Source organism: Deltaproteobacteria bacterium HGW-Deltaproteobacteria-18, assembly GCA_002841885.1.
Taxonomy (GTDB): Bacteria; Desulfobacterota; Desulfovibrionia; order Desulfovibrionales; family Desulfomicrobiaceae; genus Desulfomicrobium.
Genome location: PHBE01000010.1, coordinates 100,745 through 119,082, shown reverse-complemented (window position 1 = coordinate 119,082; position 18,338 = coordinate 100,745). Strand labels below are relative to the sequence as shown.

The 18,338-nt window shown below is 58.1% G+C and carries 17 protein-coding genes, 1 tRNA gene and 1 pseudogene; 4 read left to right on the top strand and 15 right to left on the bottom strand.

Features of this window, described 5'->3' with window-relative positions:
- Positions 1–24 precede the first annotated feature (24 nt).
- From CVU60_11000 to CVU60_10980, 5 genes are all read right to left on the bottom strand, one after another.
- Positions 25–906, bottom strand: coding sequence for a single-stranded DNA-binding protein (locus CVU60_11000; GenBank protein PKN41536.1), 882 nt, complete (start codon positions 904–906; stop codon positions 25–27).
- A gap of 94 nt (positions 907–1,000) precedes the next feature.
- A complete protein-coding gene (locus tag CVU60_10995) occupies positions 1,001–2,605 on the bottom strand; it encodes a hypothetical protein (GenBank protein PKN41535.1) in 1,605 nt (534 codons plus the stop codon).
- A gap of 5 nt (positions 2,606–2,610) precedes the next feature.
- Positions 2,611–2,844, bottom strand: a complete 234-nt coding sequence (locus CVU60_10990; GenBank protein PKN41534.1) for a membrane protein insertion efficiency factor YidD — start codon at positions 2,842–2,844, stop codon at positions 2,611–2,613.
- 17 nt (positions 2,845–2,861) lie between these two features.
- Complete coding sequence (gene rnpA / locus CVU60_10985; protein ID PKN41533.1) at positions 2,862–3,233, bottom strand: ribonuclease P protein component; 372 nt, start codon at positions 3,231–3,233, stop codon at positions 2,862–2,864.
- Positions 3,221–3,358, bottom strand: coding sequence for a 50S ribosomal protein L34 (locus CVU60_10980; GenBank protein ID PKN41532.1), 138 nt, complete (start codon positions 3,356–3,358; stop codon positions 3,221–3,223). The genes rnpA and CVU60_10980 overlap by 13 nt, the downstream gene beginning before the upstream one ends.
- 51 nt (positions 3,359–3,409) lie before the next feature.
- Here CVU60_10980 and CVU60_10975 point away from each other — a divergent pair, with 51 nt between their 5' ends.
- Positions 3,410–4,078, top strand: coding sequence for a phosphatase PAP2 family protein (locus tag CVU60_10975; GenBank protein ID PKN41531.1), 669 nt, complete (start codon positions 3,410–3,412; stop codon positions 4,076–4,078).
- Here the strand turns inward: CVU60_10975 and CVU60_10970 are convergent.
- Both CVU60_10970 and CVU60_10965 read right to left on the bottom strand, forming a co-directional pair.
- Positions 4,033–4,347: a lipid A biosynthesis acyltransferase gene (locus tag CVU60_10970; GenBank protein ID PKN41530.1), complete on the bottom strand. Its 315-nt coding sequence runs from the start codon at positions 4,345–4,347 to the stop codon at positions 4,033–4,035. The two genes, CVU60_10975 and CVU60_10970, sit on opposite strands and share 46 nt — an antisense overlap.
- 94 nt (positions 4,348–4,441) lie before the next feature.
- Positions 4,442–5,173: a glycosyltransferase gene (locus tag CVU60_10965; protein ID PKN41529.1), complete on the bottom strand. Its 732-nt coding sequence runs from the start codon at positions 5,171–5,173 to the stop codon at positions 4,442–4,444.
- 66 nt (positions 5,174–5,239) lie between these two features.
- Between CVU60_10965 and CVU60_10960 the strand changes: the two genes are divergently transcribed.
- A tRNA-Met gene (locus CVU60_10960) sits at positions 5,240–5,316 on the top strand.
- A gap of 325 nt (positions 5,317–5,641) precedes the next feature.
- On the opposite strand, the gene CVU60_10955 is transcribed toward CVU60_10960, so the two are convergent.
- The 8 genes and pseudogenes from CVU60_10955 to CVU60_10920 all read right to left on the bottom strand — a co-directional run bounded on the left by CVU60_10955 (position 5,642) and on the right by CVU60_10920 (position 14,809).
- Entirely contained in the window at positions 5,642–7,564 is a 1,923-nt protein-coding gene (locus CVU60_10955; GenBank protein ID PKN41528.1) for a hypothetical protein, read from the bottom strand.
- Between the two features lie 14 nt (positions 7,565–7,578).
- On the bottom strand, positions 7,579–8,754 hold the full coding sequence (locus tag CVU60_10950) for an MBL fold metallo-hydrolase (GenBank protein ID PKN41527.1): 1,176 nt from the start codon (positions 8,752–8,754) through the stop codon (positions 7,579–7,581).
- Positions 8,755–8,775: 21 nt separating this feature from the next.
- Positions 8,776–10,188, bottom strand: a pseudogene (locus tag CVU60_10945) (hypothetical protein).
- 396 nt (positions 10,189–10,584) lie between these two features.
- Entirely contained in the window at positions 10,585–11,307 is a 723-nt protein-coding gene (locus tag CVU60_10940) for a hypothetical protein (protein ID PKN41526.1), read from the bottom strand.
- A gap of 167 nt (positions 11,308–11,474) precedes the next feature.
- Entirely contained in the window at positions 11,475–12,782 is a 1,308-nt protein-coding gene (locus CVU60_10935) for a hypothetical protein (GenBank protein ID PKN41525.1), read from the bottom strand.
- A gap of 154 nt (positions 12,783–12,936) precedes the next feature.
- Entirely contained in the window at positions 12,937–13,782 is an 846-nt protein-coding gene (locus CVU60_10930; protein PKN41524.1) for an EamA/RhaT family transporter, read from the bottom strand.
- 7 nt (positions 13,783–13,789) lie between these two features.
- Positions 13,790–14,149 (bottom strand): tRNA-binding protein, encoded by a 360-nt coding sequence (locus CVU60_10925; GenBank protein ID PKN41523.1) that lies wholly within the window; start codon positions 14,147–14,149, stop codon positions 13,790–13,792.
- 30 nt (positions 14,150–14,179) lie between these two features.
- A complete protein-coding gene (locus CVU60_10920; GenBank protein ID PKN41522.1) occupies positions 14,180–14,809 on the bottom strand; it encodes an amino acid transporter in 630 nt (209 codons plus the stop codon).
- Positions 14,810–14,973: 164 nt separating this feature from the next.
- Here CVU60_10920 and CVU60_10915 point away from each other — a divergent pair, with 164 nt between their 5' ends.
- Positions 14,974–16,611 carry a diguanylate cyclase gene (locus CVU60_10915; protein PKN41521.1) on the top strand — a complete coding sequence of 546 codons (1,638 nt, stop codon included), beginning with the start codon at positions 14,974–14,976 and terminating at the stop codon, positions 16,609–16,611.
- 75 nt (positions 16,612–16,686) lie between these two features.
- Positions 16,687–18,075, top strand: coding sequence for an ATP-dependent helicase (locus CVU60_10910; GenBank protein ID PKN41520.1), 1,389 nt, complete (start codon positions 16,687–16,689; stop codon positions 18,073–18,075).
- The last annotated feature ends 263 nt before the right edge of the window (positions 18,076–18,338 follow it).

Here is an 18,338-nt window from a genome sequence, read left to right as displayed (position 1 = left end):
AGCGGGCCGAAGGGCCCGCAAAAGTTAGGATTGACGAGCCTGGACGGCTTCCTGACGCTTGGGTGGCCGGCCGGCGGGCTTGCCGCGCTTGACCGGCAGAATGAGAACCCGCTTCATGTGGCCTTCGCCCTTGCTGCGTGTCTGGACGCCACGATCATCCTGCAGGGCCATGTGCACGACCCGGCGGTGGAAGGAAGACAGGGGCCTTGTGCTCTGTACCCGCCCGGACTTTTTCGCTTTCTCCGACAGAAACTGGGCGATGCCGAGGAGCTGTTCCTCCTGCTTCTGGCGGTAATCCCCGGCATCCAGCTGGATGCGCGGGCTCTGGGGCCATGACTTGGAGACGATGCGATTGGCCAGATACTGGAGCGCAGTGATGGTCTGGCCGTCGCGACCAATGATCAGACCCGAATTGTCCTGGTCGTCGATATGCACGGTGACCGGACTTGACGCCACGTCGATGGCCAAGGCCACGTTGATGGCGATGGGCTTTAGCAGGGCGGTCATGATCGTACGGATGTCCGCTTCCAGCCGGACCATCTCTTCGGGAGAAAGCGTCGTCACTGGGCGAGGTTCGTCTTCCTCGTCGAAATCGATGGCGGCATCGGCCTCAATGGATATATCGTCTCCGGCCAGGCATTCTTTCTCATTCAAAACCGGGGTGGGTGCAGGAACGGCATGCACCGGCTCCGCCACCGCATTTACGAAAGGCTCTTCCGCGACAGGGTTCAGGCGACGCCTTTTTGCGCGAATGGTTGCCTTCTTGGCACCAAGGCCGAATATTCCGGAGGATCCGCCACTGACGATTTCAATTTCAAGTGCGTCACGTTCAACGGCGTAAAAGCGACACGCGTCCTCGATGGCCTGATCCACGCTCTTGGCCTGAAAATCCTTGTATGTACTCATCCAGCTCTCCTTCACGTTCCTGAAAGATCAAAAAAAGCCCCGCGGCATGACTGACGGCATCCGGTAGTGGATGCCGACGGCCATGCCTTCGGTGCTACTTCGATTTTTTGATCATGTACGACTGCTGGGCAATGGACAGCAGGTTGTTGACCAACCAGTACACGACCAGACCGGCCGGAAAATTCAGGAAAAGGAAAGTGAATATGACAGGCATGAACATCATGATCTTGGCCTGCATCGGATCGCCCATGGGCGGAGACAGGCGTTGCTGCAGGAACATGGTCGCACCCATGACCAGCGGCGTAATGTAGTAGGGGTCCTTGGCCGAAAGGTCGGCCAGCCAGACCAGGTCCGTGAAGGGCAGGGTCGGAATGAACGCCGCATGCCGAAGCTCGATGGCACCGAGCAGGGCCTGGTACAAGGCGAAGAACACGGGAATCTGCAGCAGCATGGGCACGCAACCGCCGGCCGGATTGACCTTGTAGGTCTTGTAAAGCTGCATGATCTCGGAGTTCATCTTTTCGCGGTCATCGGCATATTTTTCACGAATCTTGGCCATCATGGGCTGCAGCTTCTTCATCTGCTCCATGGACTTGTAGCTCTTGTGCGACAAAGGCCAGAAGAGGAGCTTGATGATGACGGTCAAAATGATGATCGCGATGCCGTAGTTTCCGACATAGCCGTACAGGAACTTCAGGAACTGATTGAGGGGCTTGGCGATGATATCGAAAAACCCGTAGTGCATGCTGCCCTTCAGGTCCTTGGGCATGATGGACAGGTCCTTGTCCGTCTTGGGCCCGAAATAGTAGGACACGGTGCGCAACTGCGTGACGCCCGGATCAAGCAGGACCTGATCGGCGACGGTCATGCGGTAGACATTGTCCTCCAGCTTGGCACGGGCGAACATGTCCGAAGAGGTGGGCACCATGGCCAGCAGAAAGTAGTTGCTCTCGATGCCGCCCCACTGGGCCGGAGTGGGAGATTCAACGCCGATCTGCAGATCCTTGTGGCTGTCTTCCTCGGTCAGGCTTCCGGCGGCCATGTAAGCTATCTTGGTCAGGTTGTACTTGTCGCTTTCAGCCGTAAGCGGAACGCTGGAGACCGAAAAAGCGAGGTGACCCTGAACCTGGGCCGCAGTGACGTTGGTGATCTTGACCTCTTCCTTGACCTCGTAGGTGCCGCCGGTGAAGGTCAGCACCCGGTCCATCTGCACACCGCCGACAACACCGCTCAACTGGATGGTTCCGCTCTGGCCAGCCGCCAGATCCAGATCACCGCCCTGTACGGTCCATTCACCCTGGGCCCAGGTCGGCATTGAATTCCAGATCAATCCCATGGGGGCCTTGGTCACGGACTGCGCCGTGACCAGATCGATGTTCTTGGCATCCGGGTCAATGGTTTCCTTGTATTCCTTGAGTTCGAAGCTCTCCAGTACGCCACCGGCAGCGTTTATCACAGCGCGGTAAAGAGGGGTTTCAATGGAGAGCTTTTCCCCTGCGGAGGGAGCAAACTGCACGGTTGGCGAGGCAGGCATCGCCTGCGCCGTGTCCTGGGGGGCGGGCGAAACGGTCTGATTGGGTGCCGAGACATTCTGGGGGGCCGTTTCCAAAGGTGTGATCGGTGGAAACATGTAATTCCAGCCCAGAAGCACCAGTAGCGACAGGGAAACAGCGAGGATGACGCGTTTATTGCTATCCATTGATTTCAATCTCTCTTTGACAAGTTAGGGGAGGGAACCGGATCGTAACCACCGGCACACAGGGGATGACAACGCAACAACCGCCAGATGATCAGGCCCATCCCCCGAAAAATTCCATGAGACAAGACGGCCTGCCGGGCATATTCGGAGCACGAAGGAATGAAACGGCAACAGGGAGAATAGAGCGGGGATATCAGGTACTGATACAGGGAGAGGATTTTTACGAAGGCGTGGCGCATGAAAACTCCGGAATGGCCTAGGCCGCTCCAACCCGGGACACGATTTTAATCATCAGTGGACCAAGTTCCGAGGACACCTGCGCAAGGTCCATGGAATCCACGCAAACGCCCCGCTTGGGCACCACAACAATGTCCGCGCGCAGGTGAAAATCATGCTGGTGAAGCCGGAAGTACTCCCGGACCAAACGCTTGACCCGATTGCGCCGCACGGACTTGCCAATTTTTCTGCTCACCGTAAGCCCAAGACGCCAGGACAGTCCGGCATCTTCCCGCTCGAGCACAAAGAGGGTGAAACTCTTTGAAAAAAAACGACGGCCCCGGTCATAACAGCTACAAAACTGGGGCCGTCTCTTCAGTCGATACGAGGGAGGGTAGGCTAGACGGCTAATCTTTTTCTTCCCTTTGCTCTTCTGCGGCGCAGCACGGCCTGACCGTTCTTGGTCCGTGAACGAACCAGAAATCCGTGACTTCTCTTACGCTTGGTGGTGCTCGGTTGATATGTTCTCTTGCTCATTTCATTTCTCCTTCAAAAAAAGTAAACTGGGAAAGTAGCCGCAAATACTCAATGCGTCAAGATGCATTGCGCTCTTGTCCGCTGGACAATTCCGCCCGCATCCACCAAACTGGCCGGACCAAGGAGGAGTACATGTTTTTTCATACCCCTGACTGGGAAATGGCCCTGTTTCGGTGGATCAATCAGAGCTGGCAAAACCCGCTTTTCGATTATCTCATGCCCCTGTTCTCAAGCTCGGCCTTCCTGTGGGCTCTGGCCATAGCCCTGGTCGCCTTCGGCCTCAGACAGGGGCGCGTGTCCATGGTCGTCGTGCTGGCCTTGGCCGCGAGCATCGGCGTCTCCGACCTGACCTGTTCACTGATCAAGGATAGCGTCGGTCGAATGCGCCCTTACAAAAGCATTGGGGAAACCCGCTACCAGGATTCGGGATCATGGGCGACCCTGCCGAAGGATTTCACGACCACCAGGCAAAGGGGATCGTCCTTCCCGTCTGCCCACGCCGCAAACTCCGCAGCGGCTGCTCTCGTCCTTTTCGGCACATTCCGCAAGAAGGCAATTTGGGCTCTTCCGCTGGTGGTCGGCTGTTCGCGGATCTATCTCGGAAAACACTTTCCCATGGACGTTCTGGCGGGCTGGGCTACGGGACTGGCCGTGGCCGGGGCCATGCTCCCGCTCTATCCGTTGCTCTGGAGCCGCTTGCGTTCGCGGTGGATCAGATAGAGGTTCCGGATATAGATGATGGAACCCGTCGACTGGCCGACAATGAAAACAATGTCCTTGCGCAGGATGGCGTAGGTCAGCAGAAAAAAGCTGCCCAGCAGGCTGAAGTACCAGAAACTGATGGGAATGACGCTTTTCTTCTCCCGCTCGGAGACGACCCACTGCCAAAAAAAACGCATGAAAAAAAAGCCCTGGCCCGTAAAACCGATAGCCAGCAACCACCACTGTGTCGTTAATTCCATGTTCCGCCCAAGGCGCGCCCGCGCCATATGAAAAAATCATCCCGTCTCTGCCGCGCGACCCAAACCATGAAAAGAAGGAGTGCGCCGGAAAAGGGTGAACAAAAGGGCCCGGCCCGAAATGTCATTTCACGTTTGTATCCGAAACCACGTATTCAATATGTCGCTTTTGCATCCAGCGCACCGCGAGCAGATCATAGGCCGAGGACCAGGCCCGGTCCCAGATGCCGTACTTGGAGACGCCCTTGCTGCGTGGACGATGGTTGACGCGCACCTCAGCCACCCTTGCGCCCTCAAGCTTCATGAGGGTGGGCAGAAAGCGGTGCATGCCTGCGAACATGGGAATCCGCTTGACCATCTCTGCACGCATTACTTTAAGAGAGCAGCCCGTGTCACGGACAGTTTCGCGGCTAATCCTGTTGCGCACCCAGTTGGCGAAACGGGAAGCGTAGCGCTTGACCACGCTGTCCTGACGCTTGGCCCGCCAGCCGATGACCATGTCGACGCCCTGGGCATAGACCTGAAGCATGGCCGGAATATCGGCGGGGTCGTTCTGCAGGTCCGCATCCAGGGTCACGACCACATCACCCGCGGCATAACGGAAGCCTGCGGCAAAGGCGGCGGACTGCCCGCAGTTCCGGGCAAAGGACAGAAAGCGGACCCGCTCGTCCGCCCCGGCCAGGGCACGCATGACGGCCAGACTGGAGTCCGTGCTGCCGTCATCCACCAGGACAAGCTCCCACGGACAGGTCAATCCGGAAAGACTTCGGGTTATCTCGGAGTATAGATCCTGAAGATTTTCTTCTTCGTTATACACTGGGATAATTAAAGAAATTTTATTAATTGTGTTTTTCATAAGAGAAAAGTGAATATAGCATTTGACAAGACTTGTAAACCTACATAGAAAGCTCTTCTCACATGGCGCGGGGTGGAGCAGCATGGTAGCTCGTCGGGCTCATAACCCGAAGGCCGTAGGTTCAAATCCTGCCCCCGCTACCAAAGAAATTCAAGGCTTAAGAGCAAAACTCTTAAGCCTTTTTCTTTTGCCCCCCCACTTGCCACCTAGCATTTTCAGGCTTTTCCACTGCCTTCCTGAAATAAAATCCTGCCCCCCGACAACCTGATGACTCCGTCCACAATGAATATGCCCTGGAAAAAATTCGGCCCGAGCCGTCATGAGGCGACTCGGACGAGGGAGGCGACCATGCCGGCAGCAACCCAACGGCTTTTCTCCATCGACATCCTCATTTCAAAAGCCGCAAGAACATGTCTGGAACATTGCCACCGCGCCCGTCAGGCTTGACCCGAAGCGTACTCTTCTTACTCAGGCCACGGGCGCATCCAGGGCCTTTATGGCCTCGGCCGCGCCTTGGGGGTCGCCGCCCTGGCCGATGAGGGTCACGAATCGGTCCGGATCGGACTGTTCGGGAAAGATCGAGATCTCGTAGCGCCCGCCGACGTATTGAAACAGCAGGGCCTGCGGGGAATCCGCGAATTCGATGACTCCCTTGGCGCGAAAGATGGAAGCAGGCAGGCGGTCCACGGTTTCAAGGAACGCCTCGCGCTCAAGAGGGCGCTCAAGCCGGACGCTTTTGGCCCAAAGTCCTTCGTGCATATGCGAAAGGTGATGCAGCTTGCGTCCCTTGTCCGATAAAGTCCCGTGCAGGCGGTCCTCCACATCCAGGACCAGGGCCGGGTGAAGTTCGCCGTTCACGGCAGAAAACACGGGCGCGTGCGGATTGTGCCCTCTCACCATCTGCGTGACGGCCTCAAGGCGCTCCGCGCAGACGAGATCCTGTTTGTTGAGCATTACTATATCCGCCGCCCGAATCTGATCCACGGCGATGGGATGCTCGGCCAGGGTCCTCTCCGCGTTCGGCGCGTCCACAACGGTCAGGATGCAGTCAAAGCGGGCAAGCTCCGTCAGCTCCTCCATTTCCTCCAGCATGTTGAAAGGATTTGCCAGACCCGTGGTCTCGACGATGATAAAATCAGGGTCAAAGGACGACACGATGCCCTTCACGGCCCGGTTCAGGCTGCCGGACAGACTGCAGCAAACGCAGCCCTCGTCGATCTCGGTCACGGTGTAGTCCAGCAGCTTGCCATCCAGGCCCACGGCCCCGATCTCGTTCTGGATCACCGCCACGAAACGGCTGCGCTGGGTCTGGTATTCGATGAAATGTTTCAGAAAGCTGGTCTTGCCCGACCCCAGAAAGCCCGTCAGCACGATAAGCGGAGGTCTCTCGTCCACACCCAGAGCCTTTTTGTCGATACTGGACGCCCCCTGCAGACGATGGGCACTCCACCACGGGCTGTCCGCGAACGCCTCCGGAACCGGCTCGCCAAGGGACCAGTCATGAACAGTGCGCCACTCTGAGCTTCGTGGCGCGTCGTCTTTACCGGGCGCCCCTTCCCCGTATTGGATGGTCAGGCGCATCCTTGAATTGTCATCCACGGCCGACTCGAAAAGCTGTCCCTGAAGGGAACGCCTGAGTTCAAAACCGGGCGCACGGGTCAGGCGCAAGCCTGCCGGCGGCTGATCGAGATTGAAGGTCATGGACGCGGCCAGAACATCAAAAAATCCGCATGCCGTGGCAAAGGCCGGAAAATTTGAATCAAGCCCTCCTGACTTGATCAGGGTGATCCTTTGCCCGTCCCGTTCAACAGCCACGCCCGCCTCGCAAACAACGCGCAGCGCCTCAAGCCCTTCAAGGCTCAGCGTCAGGCTCTTCTTTTCGGCATCGACGCTCATGGTCAATTCCGCGATGTGGAAAAGATCCGCGAAACCCGGATCGGTCATGAAATCGCGCACGCGGGCCATGTAGTCCCCGGACTGGCTCAAGGCCGCGGCCTGCAGCGAACAGCGCTCGACCAGTTCCTCGTCCGGGTGTGGAAAATAATGCAGGCGAAAAATCCCCCGGACCCAATCCGGGCCCTCGACCACGCCACCAAAAAAGATCCCGAACACGCCGTCGAAGTCCCGGATCCTGGCGGTCCAGCATTCCACGGGTCCGGTCAGCTGTTTCAGGCCGCGCCATCCGATGACATGGCGCAACACCGGCACGAAATTCGTGCGCATCACGATGACCCTGAAGAGCTCCTGCATGCCCTGCGGGGCATGCAAGAACAAATCCCCCGGCAAAAAAGCGTCAAACAGCATGGCAACTCCGTGCACGACTCGCGGCTGGCAGCCGGCTCCTGTGTCCGTCGGCGACAGGCCAAACCGGCCGCCGACGGAGAGATTCATGATTTTTCCTGCGGTTAGACGTCCACGCCAAATCCGATCTTGTCACCGTTGCCCAGGTACACCGGATCCTTCGAACCGAAGCGGGCCGTTCCCTTGATCACCGGATATCCGGCCTCGACAAACTTCTTGGCGCACAGAATGCCGGTGCAATGGTTGCATCCTATTTTCTGGAAGCCGTATTTGCCCAGGGAAATGACCAGATCGTCGTATTTGGGATCCCAGTCTTCAAAGGGCGAGATGTGCAACCCTCCGTAAATTCCGTGAAGCTGATCATTTTCATACTGGATTTCCTGATAGGCGGTCTCCGCGAATTGGATGATGCTCTGATGGCAGCACCCGGTCACGCTGACGAGGCCAACGTCCTTGACGTTGAAGTACAGGGACTGCTCGCCGTAGACCCGACAAATGATCGGGACGCCGAACACATAGGAGGCGAACCCCGGAGACACGTGCTGGAGCCCGGCCTTGACCGTGACCACCTTGCCCTGGTGCCCGGCGTCCTTGAGGTATTGCAGCCCTTCTTTGTAAAAACCGTCCGGGACATAGGTGGTGATGGTCGGGTCGTACTTGAACGTGACCGGAACGCCCCAGTAGTGATCGAAATGCTCATGCGAGATGAAAAGGGCCTCGATCTCCCGGTTCTTCAGCATCACGTCGATGCCCTCGCGCTTGAAGCACTCATCCATCCATTTGTAGGACCATCCACTGTCGAGTAGGTATTTGTGCTTGGTCCCGTCCATATCCTCGACCTCGATGAGGCAGGCGAAACCTCCGGCGTTCTCGGGATGAACCGCCAGCTTCTCGGTGATGGCCCAGGCCTCTTCGAGGTCGTGGGGCAGAAGATGCTTGATCTTGGCGATGCCTGACTCGTAGCTGCCTTTGCCAAGACCCGTGCCGTCGGCAAAGGGCGGCCAGTTGTAACTGTACTGGTTGACCAAAAGTCCGCCAGCGCCCTTAATGTCGCCCATGAGGTCGGCGTTGCTGAACCAGCTCGTCTCGGAAATGTTCGTGACTTTAATGTTCTTGCAGACCCCGATATCGACCATCTTGCGCTGGGCTGTGGAAAGGAAGGACTTGCGCCACGGGCTGTACGAATAGGCGCCCATGGCGAGAATGGTCCCGCCCAGCGCCCCCATCGCGGCCCCCTTGAAGAAATTGCGTCGGCTGAACGTGTTCTGATCGTTACTCATGATTACTCCCTGCCCGGCCGGCTATTTGATGATGGTGATGGATTGATACGCCAGCGGCAGCGCCTTCAACACAATGAAGTACACCGCCACGCCGCAGGCCAGACCCACTCCAAGACCCAGCCCCTGGGCTGAACTCCAGCGCATGCCGTCGAGCTGCGCCTGTTCGGCGGCATGGTCCTCGGCGATCTCGGTCGCGGTCTTGGGGACCATCTTCCAGGCCGGCCAGTTGTCCATAAACCAGTGATGCACCAGCCAGATGTTGATCAGCCAGATGGTCGGGATCATGGGGAACTGCTGAGGATGGGAAAATCCCTTTTGCGTTCCCAGGAAAAGGTGCGAAGTCGAATAGTAGAAGAGATAGAGCACGATCGCGGCCGCGATGCTCACCACCGTGCGCACGAGCACGTTGACGGGCAGGCTGAAGCGCCGGGGCCAATTGTCGCAGTAGAAATTGATGAAAAGGGCCGGAACGAGCCAGAAGACGGCCATCTCACCGACATGCAGCCAGCGCCAGTCCGGCGCGAAATCACGGCGTGTGCCGCGGATGGCTTCACCCCAGGTCAGCTCTTGGGCAAAGTACAAAAAGAGATGCATGGCCTAGGCAATGGCGATGATGCCGAAAAACGCAACCACCCGGCGCAGCCAGTTGGTCTTTATCAGTTTGAAGGGAAAACGCTCCCAGATCGTCTCCACCATCCACACGGTCACGGTCGCGCACATGATCCATGATACATGGAAGTTTCCGGACACGGTGTCGGCGAACTGCTCCCAGTAGGGCGGCGCGATGGAGGTGAAGTACTGCCACGGGTAATAGAGTATGCCCATGTGCGAATGCATGGTCACGAAATAGACCAGGGTGCTCAGGAAAAAGGTCATGACCAGGATGCTGATGCCTTTGCCCGGCTGATTCATCCCCTTCCAGGGCACTTCTTCCAAAGCCACTACCCAAGCCGGGCTGAGCCAGGAGGCGATGGCCGCGAACATGAGGCAGGCCAGGGCCGCGTATTCGATGGCGAAAAATTCGGTGATGCCCGGAAGCTTGGTCAACTGCTCGGGATTGAAATACGCCAGCCCGAAATTGCCCAGAAAATATTCAAAGAACCCCTTGATCAGCACCCAGAGGATGACCACCGAGATGCCGGTCAAGACAGCCCCCTTGATGGCGGGGTGGGTGGTTTCGAGCCATTTGCGCCTGAAAGGCCAGAAATTGAAGATGTAGACCATCCAGATGAGCATGATCAGCCACCAGCGGGTATACATGTAACCCACGTACGGCGTGTACATGCGCATCAGTCCTCTTGGATCCTGAAAGATCCACCACGAGCCGTAAAACACCACCAGCGTCAGCACGAGGGCGACAAGCGCCGGAATCGGCTGTGGCCAGCGCTTGACAAGCTTTCGCTCCTCAAGATAATTTTCACCGTACCTCTCCATAAGTCCTCCTTGGTTGGGTTGGAATTTGTGGTATAGGTAAAGAGCGGGGCGTCCTGCGACCAACAATTCGCCCCGACTCTTTTTTATACGGTCTCAACAATCCATGCATTCACCTGCAAAACATCTCTTGTTTTAAAATCAATGTTTCAGCTCTTCGCATCCAGCATTTCCTGCTGAATCCTGCTGAAAAGCGTACTCTTGTCTTCAGGATCAACTCTAAGACGCTCCGCCTCTAATTTGATCATTTCAGGAGTGAAATCACTCCATAATGAATTCACCCCGTTTTCCACTTCATTTATTGATGAATGCGATTCTTCGCTGCAGAACGCAGTACATACGGAATCGAGAATGCGGGCAACGCTTTGCCTGAAGAAAAATCTTCGATTCAGCCGGACTTCACCTTTCATCTGCATCCTCTTCATGTGATCTGTGCGATACCGGATCCCACACAGAAAATTCGTTGCCTGCTTCCAGGGCCCTGCAAATGCTCAAGAGGTATTGCCCGGTCAACGCGGAGATCCTGCCGGCGTTTCGTTCTCGCAGCGCCTGCAGGATGTTGACATGCCCGGCAAAGATATCTTCGAGAATGTCGCGATCGGTCTGGAAGTAATGCGCAACAAAGGATGGTTCGATGCTGAACATCTGCTCCACGGTCTTTACCAGAAAATAGTTTTCGGTCTCTTGCGCGATGAGGCGGAAAAAAAGGGCGATCTCTGCCCACACCCTGCGGGGATCCCCGTCGCACATGGCCTGACTGAGCGCGATGTTGACGGCTTGCAGATCTTTAAGGCGCGGCTCGGAGATGGTTTGCAGGGCCTTGCCCAGAATGGGCGGCAGGAACAGGAATGCGGCCTTGATCTGATCGGCTACGGCCTGTGGCGATGAATGGTGAAGATGCGCGATTCCGGTCAGTCTGGTGCGCAGGAAGGTACCGCTGCCCGGCTTGATAGTGACCAGGCCCTGGGCGTCGAGGGAACGCAGAAGCCCGCGCAGCGTGTTGCGGCTTACGAGCAGTTGCTCGGCAAGTTCTCTTTCGGGCGGCAGCTTGTCGCCGGGTTGCAATCCCCTTTCAAGAACAACCAGCTCAAGCTGATTCAAGAGGCGGCCATGTTCTTCCATCGTGCAATGGTTCCTTCAAAGGCTGATTTGGTAAACCCATACACGAAAATATCGTTCCATGGCAACGCCATCTGCAATTTAATCGGCCAGTTGCGCCATGACACCGGACATGCGCTCAAAAACGGATTATTGGTAGAACCAAATAGAACCCGCAAGGGCGGGTGAATTCAGCGCCGCCCGGACTGACGCCACATTTTCACGGCTTCGTTGATGGGTTCCAGAAGATCTTCGAAGTCGCCGACAGTGACTCCCGAGAAGGTATGTGGCCTGCGCGAACACACGATAAGAACGGTGCGCAGAGCGCCGCGGCTGAAAAAGGGCTTGGCCAAATAGGAGCGAATGCCCTGGGGCACGAAAAGCGCCCAGTCGATGGGCTTGATGCTCTCCTGGGTGTCGTCCACGGTCAGATGGGAGAGCTGAAAACGGCTTATGTCCTCGGCAATGGTTCCGGAATAGGCGAACCTGTGCCCCTGTTCGAGCGGCATGGGCTGATTTCCTGCGTAATACACATAGACCTGATTCTTGCGCACATGCACGTCGGAAAACATGATCACATCGTATTTTTCGGAGGCAAGGGCGGAATCGAAAGCCACCCGCATGATGGCCTCGATGTCATCCCGGACCAGCACAAGATCCTGAATCAGCCGCAACCGGCGCGAATCATCGGAAAAAAGGCGCCGCGGCCGCGATCTCTCCCGGCTGATCTTGGGATTTACGAACTTCACACGCAAAAGACGCTTCCCGCCGCAGGACATGTGGCGGACCACGGTCTCAGAGGTGAAATAACTGCGCTTGCCGCTTTGATAAAAATCCAGCTTCCCGTTCCATTTGCGAAGCAGCAGAACCTGCTCCAGCATGTTCTCAACCGCTGTCTTCATGGATTCGCGGAACAGATCGCTCAGGGTTAACCCCAACAGTTCCCCCCGATTCAGCTCGAACAGGTCGCATGCGGCGGCGTTGACACACAGGACCTTGCGCGAATCATAATCCAGGACCAATGCCGCATTGTCCGTGTCGTCGATGAGGGACTGAATGTTGACGTCCTTGTCCATTATGGCCTTTATCTGCTCCACGGTATCGGTCACATTGAGCAGGAATCCATAATAATAGCGGGGGTCCCAGGTGTTTGTCGCCCCGGTGATCTTGAGCCAGGCGATCCTGTTCTCCGCGCACCGCGCACGGAAAATGGTGGCTGCCGTCTTCCCCTTCTTCACGGACTCCATGAAGGCCCCGATCAGGTATGCGTCCTCCGGTACAACCACGTCCTGCTGATACCGAATGTTCTTCAGCAGCAGTTTTCCGTCCAGACCGTTGGAGACGATGTAGTTGTTGTTCAGGAATTCAATGCGGGATTTGGCGATTTCGATGCGCCACAGCAGCGCCGGGAAATCGTTCATGAAGCTCAAAAGATCCTCGACGGACATGTGCACAGCGGCCAGTCCGGAGGCGCTGTCGTAGGCGTCTGGGCTATTCATGGCTGATCCGATCCGATTTTCGTGACCATCACCGGGAATTCCCGTCTGGCTCCGGCCAAACCCACCACGGGTTTGCCGCGCAGGGGGGCATGGCCCATCTCTTGGCCCGGATTTGCCCGTTCTGTAAATACGCACGGCAAAAAATCCACCGCGGTCAGCTTATTCTCCTGCCTATGAAGGCCGCCGCGAGGATGACTATCATGCCGATCACGGCATGCGGGGTCACGGAGGCGCCCCGGGTCAGGGCGACCAGCAGTACGGCCAGGGGAGGGGTCAGATAGGTGAGGTATCCGATGAGGGTCATATTGCCTGTGGTCACGGCCCGATTCCACAGCGTGAATGAGAGCCCCAGCGGCACCAGCCCCAGATACAGGGCCGAGACCAGAGCCTTGATCGGAGGCAGGGCCTGCGGAGCGCTTGCAGTGTAGACCAGGGTGGAGAAGATGGCGGCCAGGACCGTAAAGGCCGGCATGTAGTCTCGGGTGGGCCTGAGGCGCGACAGGGTTACGGAGAAGCTGCTCCAGATCAGCCCGCAACCCAGCGCCATGAGATAGCCGGGCAGATACCGGGCTTCGAAATGCAGGCTCCTGCCTCCGGACACGACCAGACCGGCGCCCACGAGCCCGGCCAGCGCCACGGCCAGAACAGGCGGGGACAGGCGTCTCTTGGCCAGGATGGAGGAAATGACGACGATCCAGAAAGACCAGGTCGTGGTCAGGATGGCTCCCTCCACCAAAGGCGCGTGATTGAGGGCCAGATAGTACAGCGCGTGGTAGCCGAAAATGCCGGCCAGGCCCAGCGCAGTGAGTTTCAAGTCCGGCCAGGGGATGGCCCGCCTCCGGGAAATGACCATTTCCTGCGCCACGAGGTAAAGCGCGGCCGGGACAAAGCTGAAGAAAAGCAGCTCAGTGACATCGAGTCCATCCAGACCGCTGCCGGTGGCCGCTGGCAGGCTGGCCCAGCACAGCACCGCGCCGAATGCGTAGAGGTAGGGCTTCATGGGCATCCTAGAAAAGCTTGCTGCCGATCTTGGCGTTGACCGCCGGTGAGACGAAGGTCGCTTCGCCGCTGCCCCTGCCCGGATATTGCACGCCAAGGACCAGCACCTCCGAGACAACATCCCCCATCCGGCGCGGTGGAAAATTGAGCACCGCAAGCACCAGCCGGCCAACCACCTCTTCCGGCGGGTGCGCGGTGAAGCGGCCGTAGCTCACTCGCTGGCCGTATTTCCCGAAATCGATGACCATCCTGTACGTGGGTTTTGGGGTCACGGCGCAAGGTTCTGCCGAAACGACGCGCCCCACGCGGATGTCCAAAAGTCCCAGGGACTCTTCAAAGTCCACGGTTGCCTTGAGTTCCGATACCACGATTACTTCTCCTTCTGATAAATGGTGGAATCAATGGGGGGGGCAGGCCTGGCTGAACGAGGCCAGAGCCAGGGTCAAGCCCAAACAGACCAGCACACAGCCGATGCCGCGCTCGATGTGATGCCGCGCGGAACCAATGGCGCGCTGGGCCGGGGTCGAGGAAAAGGCGCAGGCCACCAGCGTGAACCAGACGAGGTGCGCCGCAGACATGAAGGCTCCGTAGCCGAGCTGGACCGCAACGGGCGTGTGCGCGCTCATGACCTGGGTGAAGAGGCTGAGAACGAAAAGCGTGGTCTTGGGGTTGGTGGCGTTGGTCAGAAAGCCGATCCGAAGCGCCCCTGCGTCCGACAGCATCGGCCCTGTCGCAATGCCTGGAAGCGCGGCCTTGGTCCTGATCATGGTTATTCCAAGATAGATCAGGTATGCTGCACCAAGATATTTGATCAGGTTGAAGAGCAGGGCTGAACGGGAGATGACAAATCCCACCCCGAACAGGCTGTAGGTCACATGCACCAGCACGCCAAGACTGATGCCGACGGCAGTCAGGACTCCCGCCCGGCGCGACATCATCATGCTGTTGCGGCTGACCATGGCGAAATCCGCGCCCGGACTGATGACAGCCAGGATGGTGATGGTCGCGACGGTGAAAAGTTCGAGCATCTGCTTCTCCTAAAAAATGACCCGCCTTCGGCGCGGGCGAACTAAAAGCCCATACGCCCTGGCACATGCGTAGCGCAAGTACGGGGTTCTTGCGCCTTGTACCTGTCAGAGAACTCGGGTAATCTTTATCGTTATTGATTGCACCATCGGTTGAAGGAGTCTTCATGTCCGTCCGCGCCAAGGTATTCACCATCATCTTCGTCCTGTTCGCTTCCCTGGGCGTGGCGGATTTTTTCGTCCAGCGTTTCGTGGTCTACCCCAGCTTTCTGGAGCTCGAACATCAGCAGGCAGGACAAAACCTGCAGCGCATATTTCACGCCATCGACAGGGAAAACTATCATCTGGAGCGCATCTGTCGCGACTGGGCGACCTGGGATGATACCTACGACTTCATGACCACACGCTCCGAGACCTACAAAACGAGCAACCTTTACGATGAAGCGCTGGACAGCATCTCGGTGAATGTCATGATCTATTGCGCTCAGGACGGAACGATCGTCTGGAGCAATGCCCGCGACACAGTTCAGAAAAGCCCCCTCACCCTTGCTCTGCTGGCAAGCGAGCGCATCGCACCGGACCATCCGCTGCTGGCCATTCCAAACTCGGCGGCAGGACAAAAAGGCGTCACCGGAGCCATCAATACCGAGCTTGGCCCCCTGCTTTTTGCCACTCGCCAGATCTTGCGTTCCGACGGAAGCGGTCCCGGCAACGGATTTCTGATCATTGGACGAATCCTGAATCAGGACATGGTCAAAACCCTGAGCGAACAGACCCGCATCGCCTTTGACATTGTCTACCCCTACACAAAAGAACAGGCGCTATGCGACAAAGATGAAGTCACTCCCGCGAGCATCGACAATCTCGATTACTTCACTCTGGATAAAGGCGGGTTCGTCAAGGTCTGCAGCGCATATCCCGGACCTCCAGAGGCACCCATATTCGGCATCTCCTACCTCTTCCCCCGAGAGATTACGCAAAAGGGCATCTCGAGCATCCGCTACGCCATGGTTCTGGTGATTTCGTCGGGACTCTGTGTGCTCATATTGCTGAACGTCTTGCTCCAGGCCGTCGTGCTGAGGCCTCTGCAAAAGCTGACCAACCATGCGTCCAGACTGCAACGGGAAGAGGATTATTCCCTGCGCATCGACCTGGAGCGCGACGACGAGGTCGGAATCCTGGCCAAAAGCTTTGACAACATGGTGCAAACCATCCGCGAACGCACCGAGGACCTCAAGCGCGCCAATGAGCAGCTAAAGCAGCTCTCCCTCCTGGACGGCTTGACGGGAGTCGCCAACCGCCGAATGTTCGACAGTTGTCTGAAGCAGGAATGGCGGCGGGCCATGCGTGATCAAACCCCCATCGCCATCATCCTGGCGGATGTGGATTTCTTCAAGGATTACAACGACAGACACGGGCACCTGCAAGGCGATCAGTGCCTTATCGCAGTGGCGGCGGTCCTGCAGCGCCAGATGCAGCGCCCGGCGGATCTGGTCGCACGCTTCGGAGGCGAGGAATTTTCCGTCATCCTGGCCGACACCGATGCCGGTGGCGTCAGGCATGTGGCCGAGACCTTGCGCCAGGCGGTGCTCGATCTGCGCCTGGAGCATGGCGCATCCACGGTTGCGCCATACGTGACCTTGAGCTTTGGAGTGGCGTCCACGACTCCTCGCCTTGAAGACGGTGATAACGGCATGGCGGTGCTCTTGCAAAGAGCGGACAACGCCTTGTACGAGGCAAAGAGATCGGGTCGCAACCGGGTCGTGGCCTTGGATGACGACCACCGCGTCATGCCTTCCGAATGATTATTCCTCCGCCCCGGATATTCCGGCGCGGCCCCCTTTCTCCATCGTCACGGCTCCAAGCCGACAAGGATATATATGTCTTTTGATTCCCTTGGGCTCCCGCCCGCTCTGGTTCAGGCCCTGCTCAGCCAAAAGCTCGACGCACCTCTGCCCGTGCAGGAGGCCGCGGTGCCTGTGCTGATGGCCGGAAAATCGGCCATGCTGGTCTCACGGACCGGATCAGGCAAGACGCTCGCCTACCTGCTGCCCATTCTGGCCGGCATCAACGCCGAGAGCATGCACGTGCAGGCCGTGGTCCTGGCTCCCACCCACGAACTGGCCATGCAGATAAACCGCGTGGCCACGGACCTTGCCCGGAACGGCGGCCTTGGCGTACGCGTGCAGGCCCTCATCGGCGGAGCCGCGGTCAGCCGCCAGATTGAGGGGCTCAAGAAAAAACCCCATCTGGTGATCGGATCCGCAGGCCGCATGACGCACCTCATGGAGCTTGGAAAGCTCAAGCTCAAGGAGACCGCGTGGCTGGTCCTCGACGAAGCGGACCGCCTGCTCATCGAGGAAGGGCTGGAGCATATCCGCAAGATCACCGGCCAGCTCGGTCCCGATACCCGTTTCGTCTTCGTCTCCGCCACCGAAGGTCCCGCCACGACCCGAATAGCTCGCGGACTGGCCCCGAATCTCGAATTTGTCCGCGCGCAAGACGGGATCAGCCCGGCCATCCGGCACTGCTACCTGGTCTGCGAGGAACGCGACAAGACCGACTGGCTGCGCAAGGTGCTGCGCGGCCTTTCCCCCGAGCGGGCTCTCGTTTTCGTACACCGGGGGGCAAGCGCCGAACGCATGGCCGAACGCCTTGAGCACCACCAGTTGGCCGTGGCCGACCTGCACGGCGCGCATGACAAGTTTGAGCGCCAGGCCGCTCTGGACGATTTCCGCAAAGGCAAGGCCCAGACGCTCATCGCTTCGGACATCGCGGCCCGGGGACTCGACATTTTCGGTGTGGAACTGGTGGTCAACGTGGACGTGCCAAGCCAGAGCCGCGATTACCTGCATCGGGCGGGTCGCACTGGACGAGCCGGTGCCGCAGGCCTTGTGCTGTCCCTCATGACCGAAGCGGAAAGCCGTCTGGCCAAGCGCTACGCTCAGGATCTGGACATCGTCCTGGAGCAGGTGCAGCTCGTGCGCGGCACCCTTGTCCCGGCAACGGGTGACTCCGTGCAAAGCCTGCGACCAGCCCCGCGTCCCTTCGGTCCAGGCAAAGGCGTCAGGAAAAAGTCCGCCCCCGCTGGCCCCGAATCCAGCACGGGACCCGCCGCATCCACTCCGCCCGCTCCTGCAGGGCAGTCGCAGTCCCGGGGCAAGGCCGCCCCTCCCGTGGCACGCAAACGCGGACCCGCACTCCCTGCCAAACCCGGCAAGTCTGGGCAAAAGCCCTGGTCAGGCCCCAAGCGGAACAAACCTGCCTGATCTTTTCCAACCAGGCCCGGCGCGAAGCAAGCGCCGGGCTTTACCCTCGGACGCCGTCACTCCACAGCCCCCTGAGAACCCAACCTTTCCCTGTTCTTCCACCCTCGTACTCTCAATTAAATCTGACTGTTGACAAAAACATGGATTCCCCGGTAGCGAGGACACGAAATGTTATGATTCTTGATTCCGTGCTACTTTGAGGGACGCTTTTCGAATTCCATAGTTTCAACTTGCAAATCTTGACGCCATCCGTATTTCCGGAG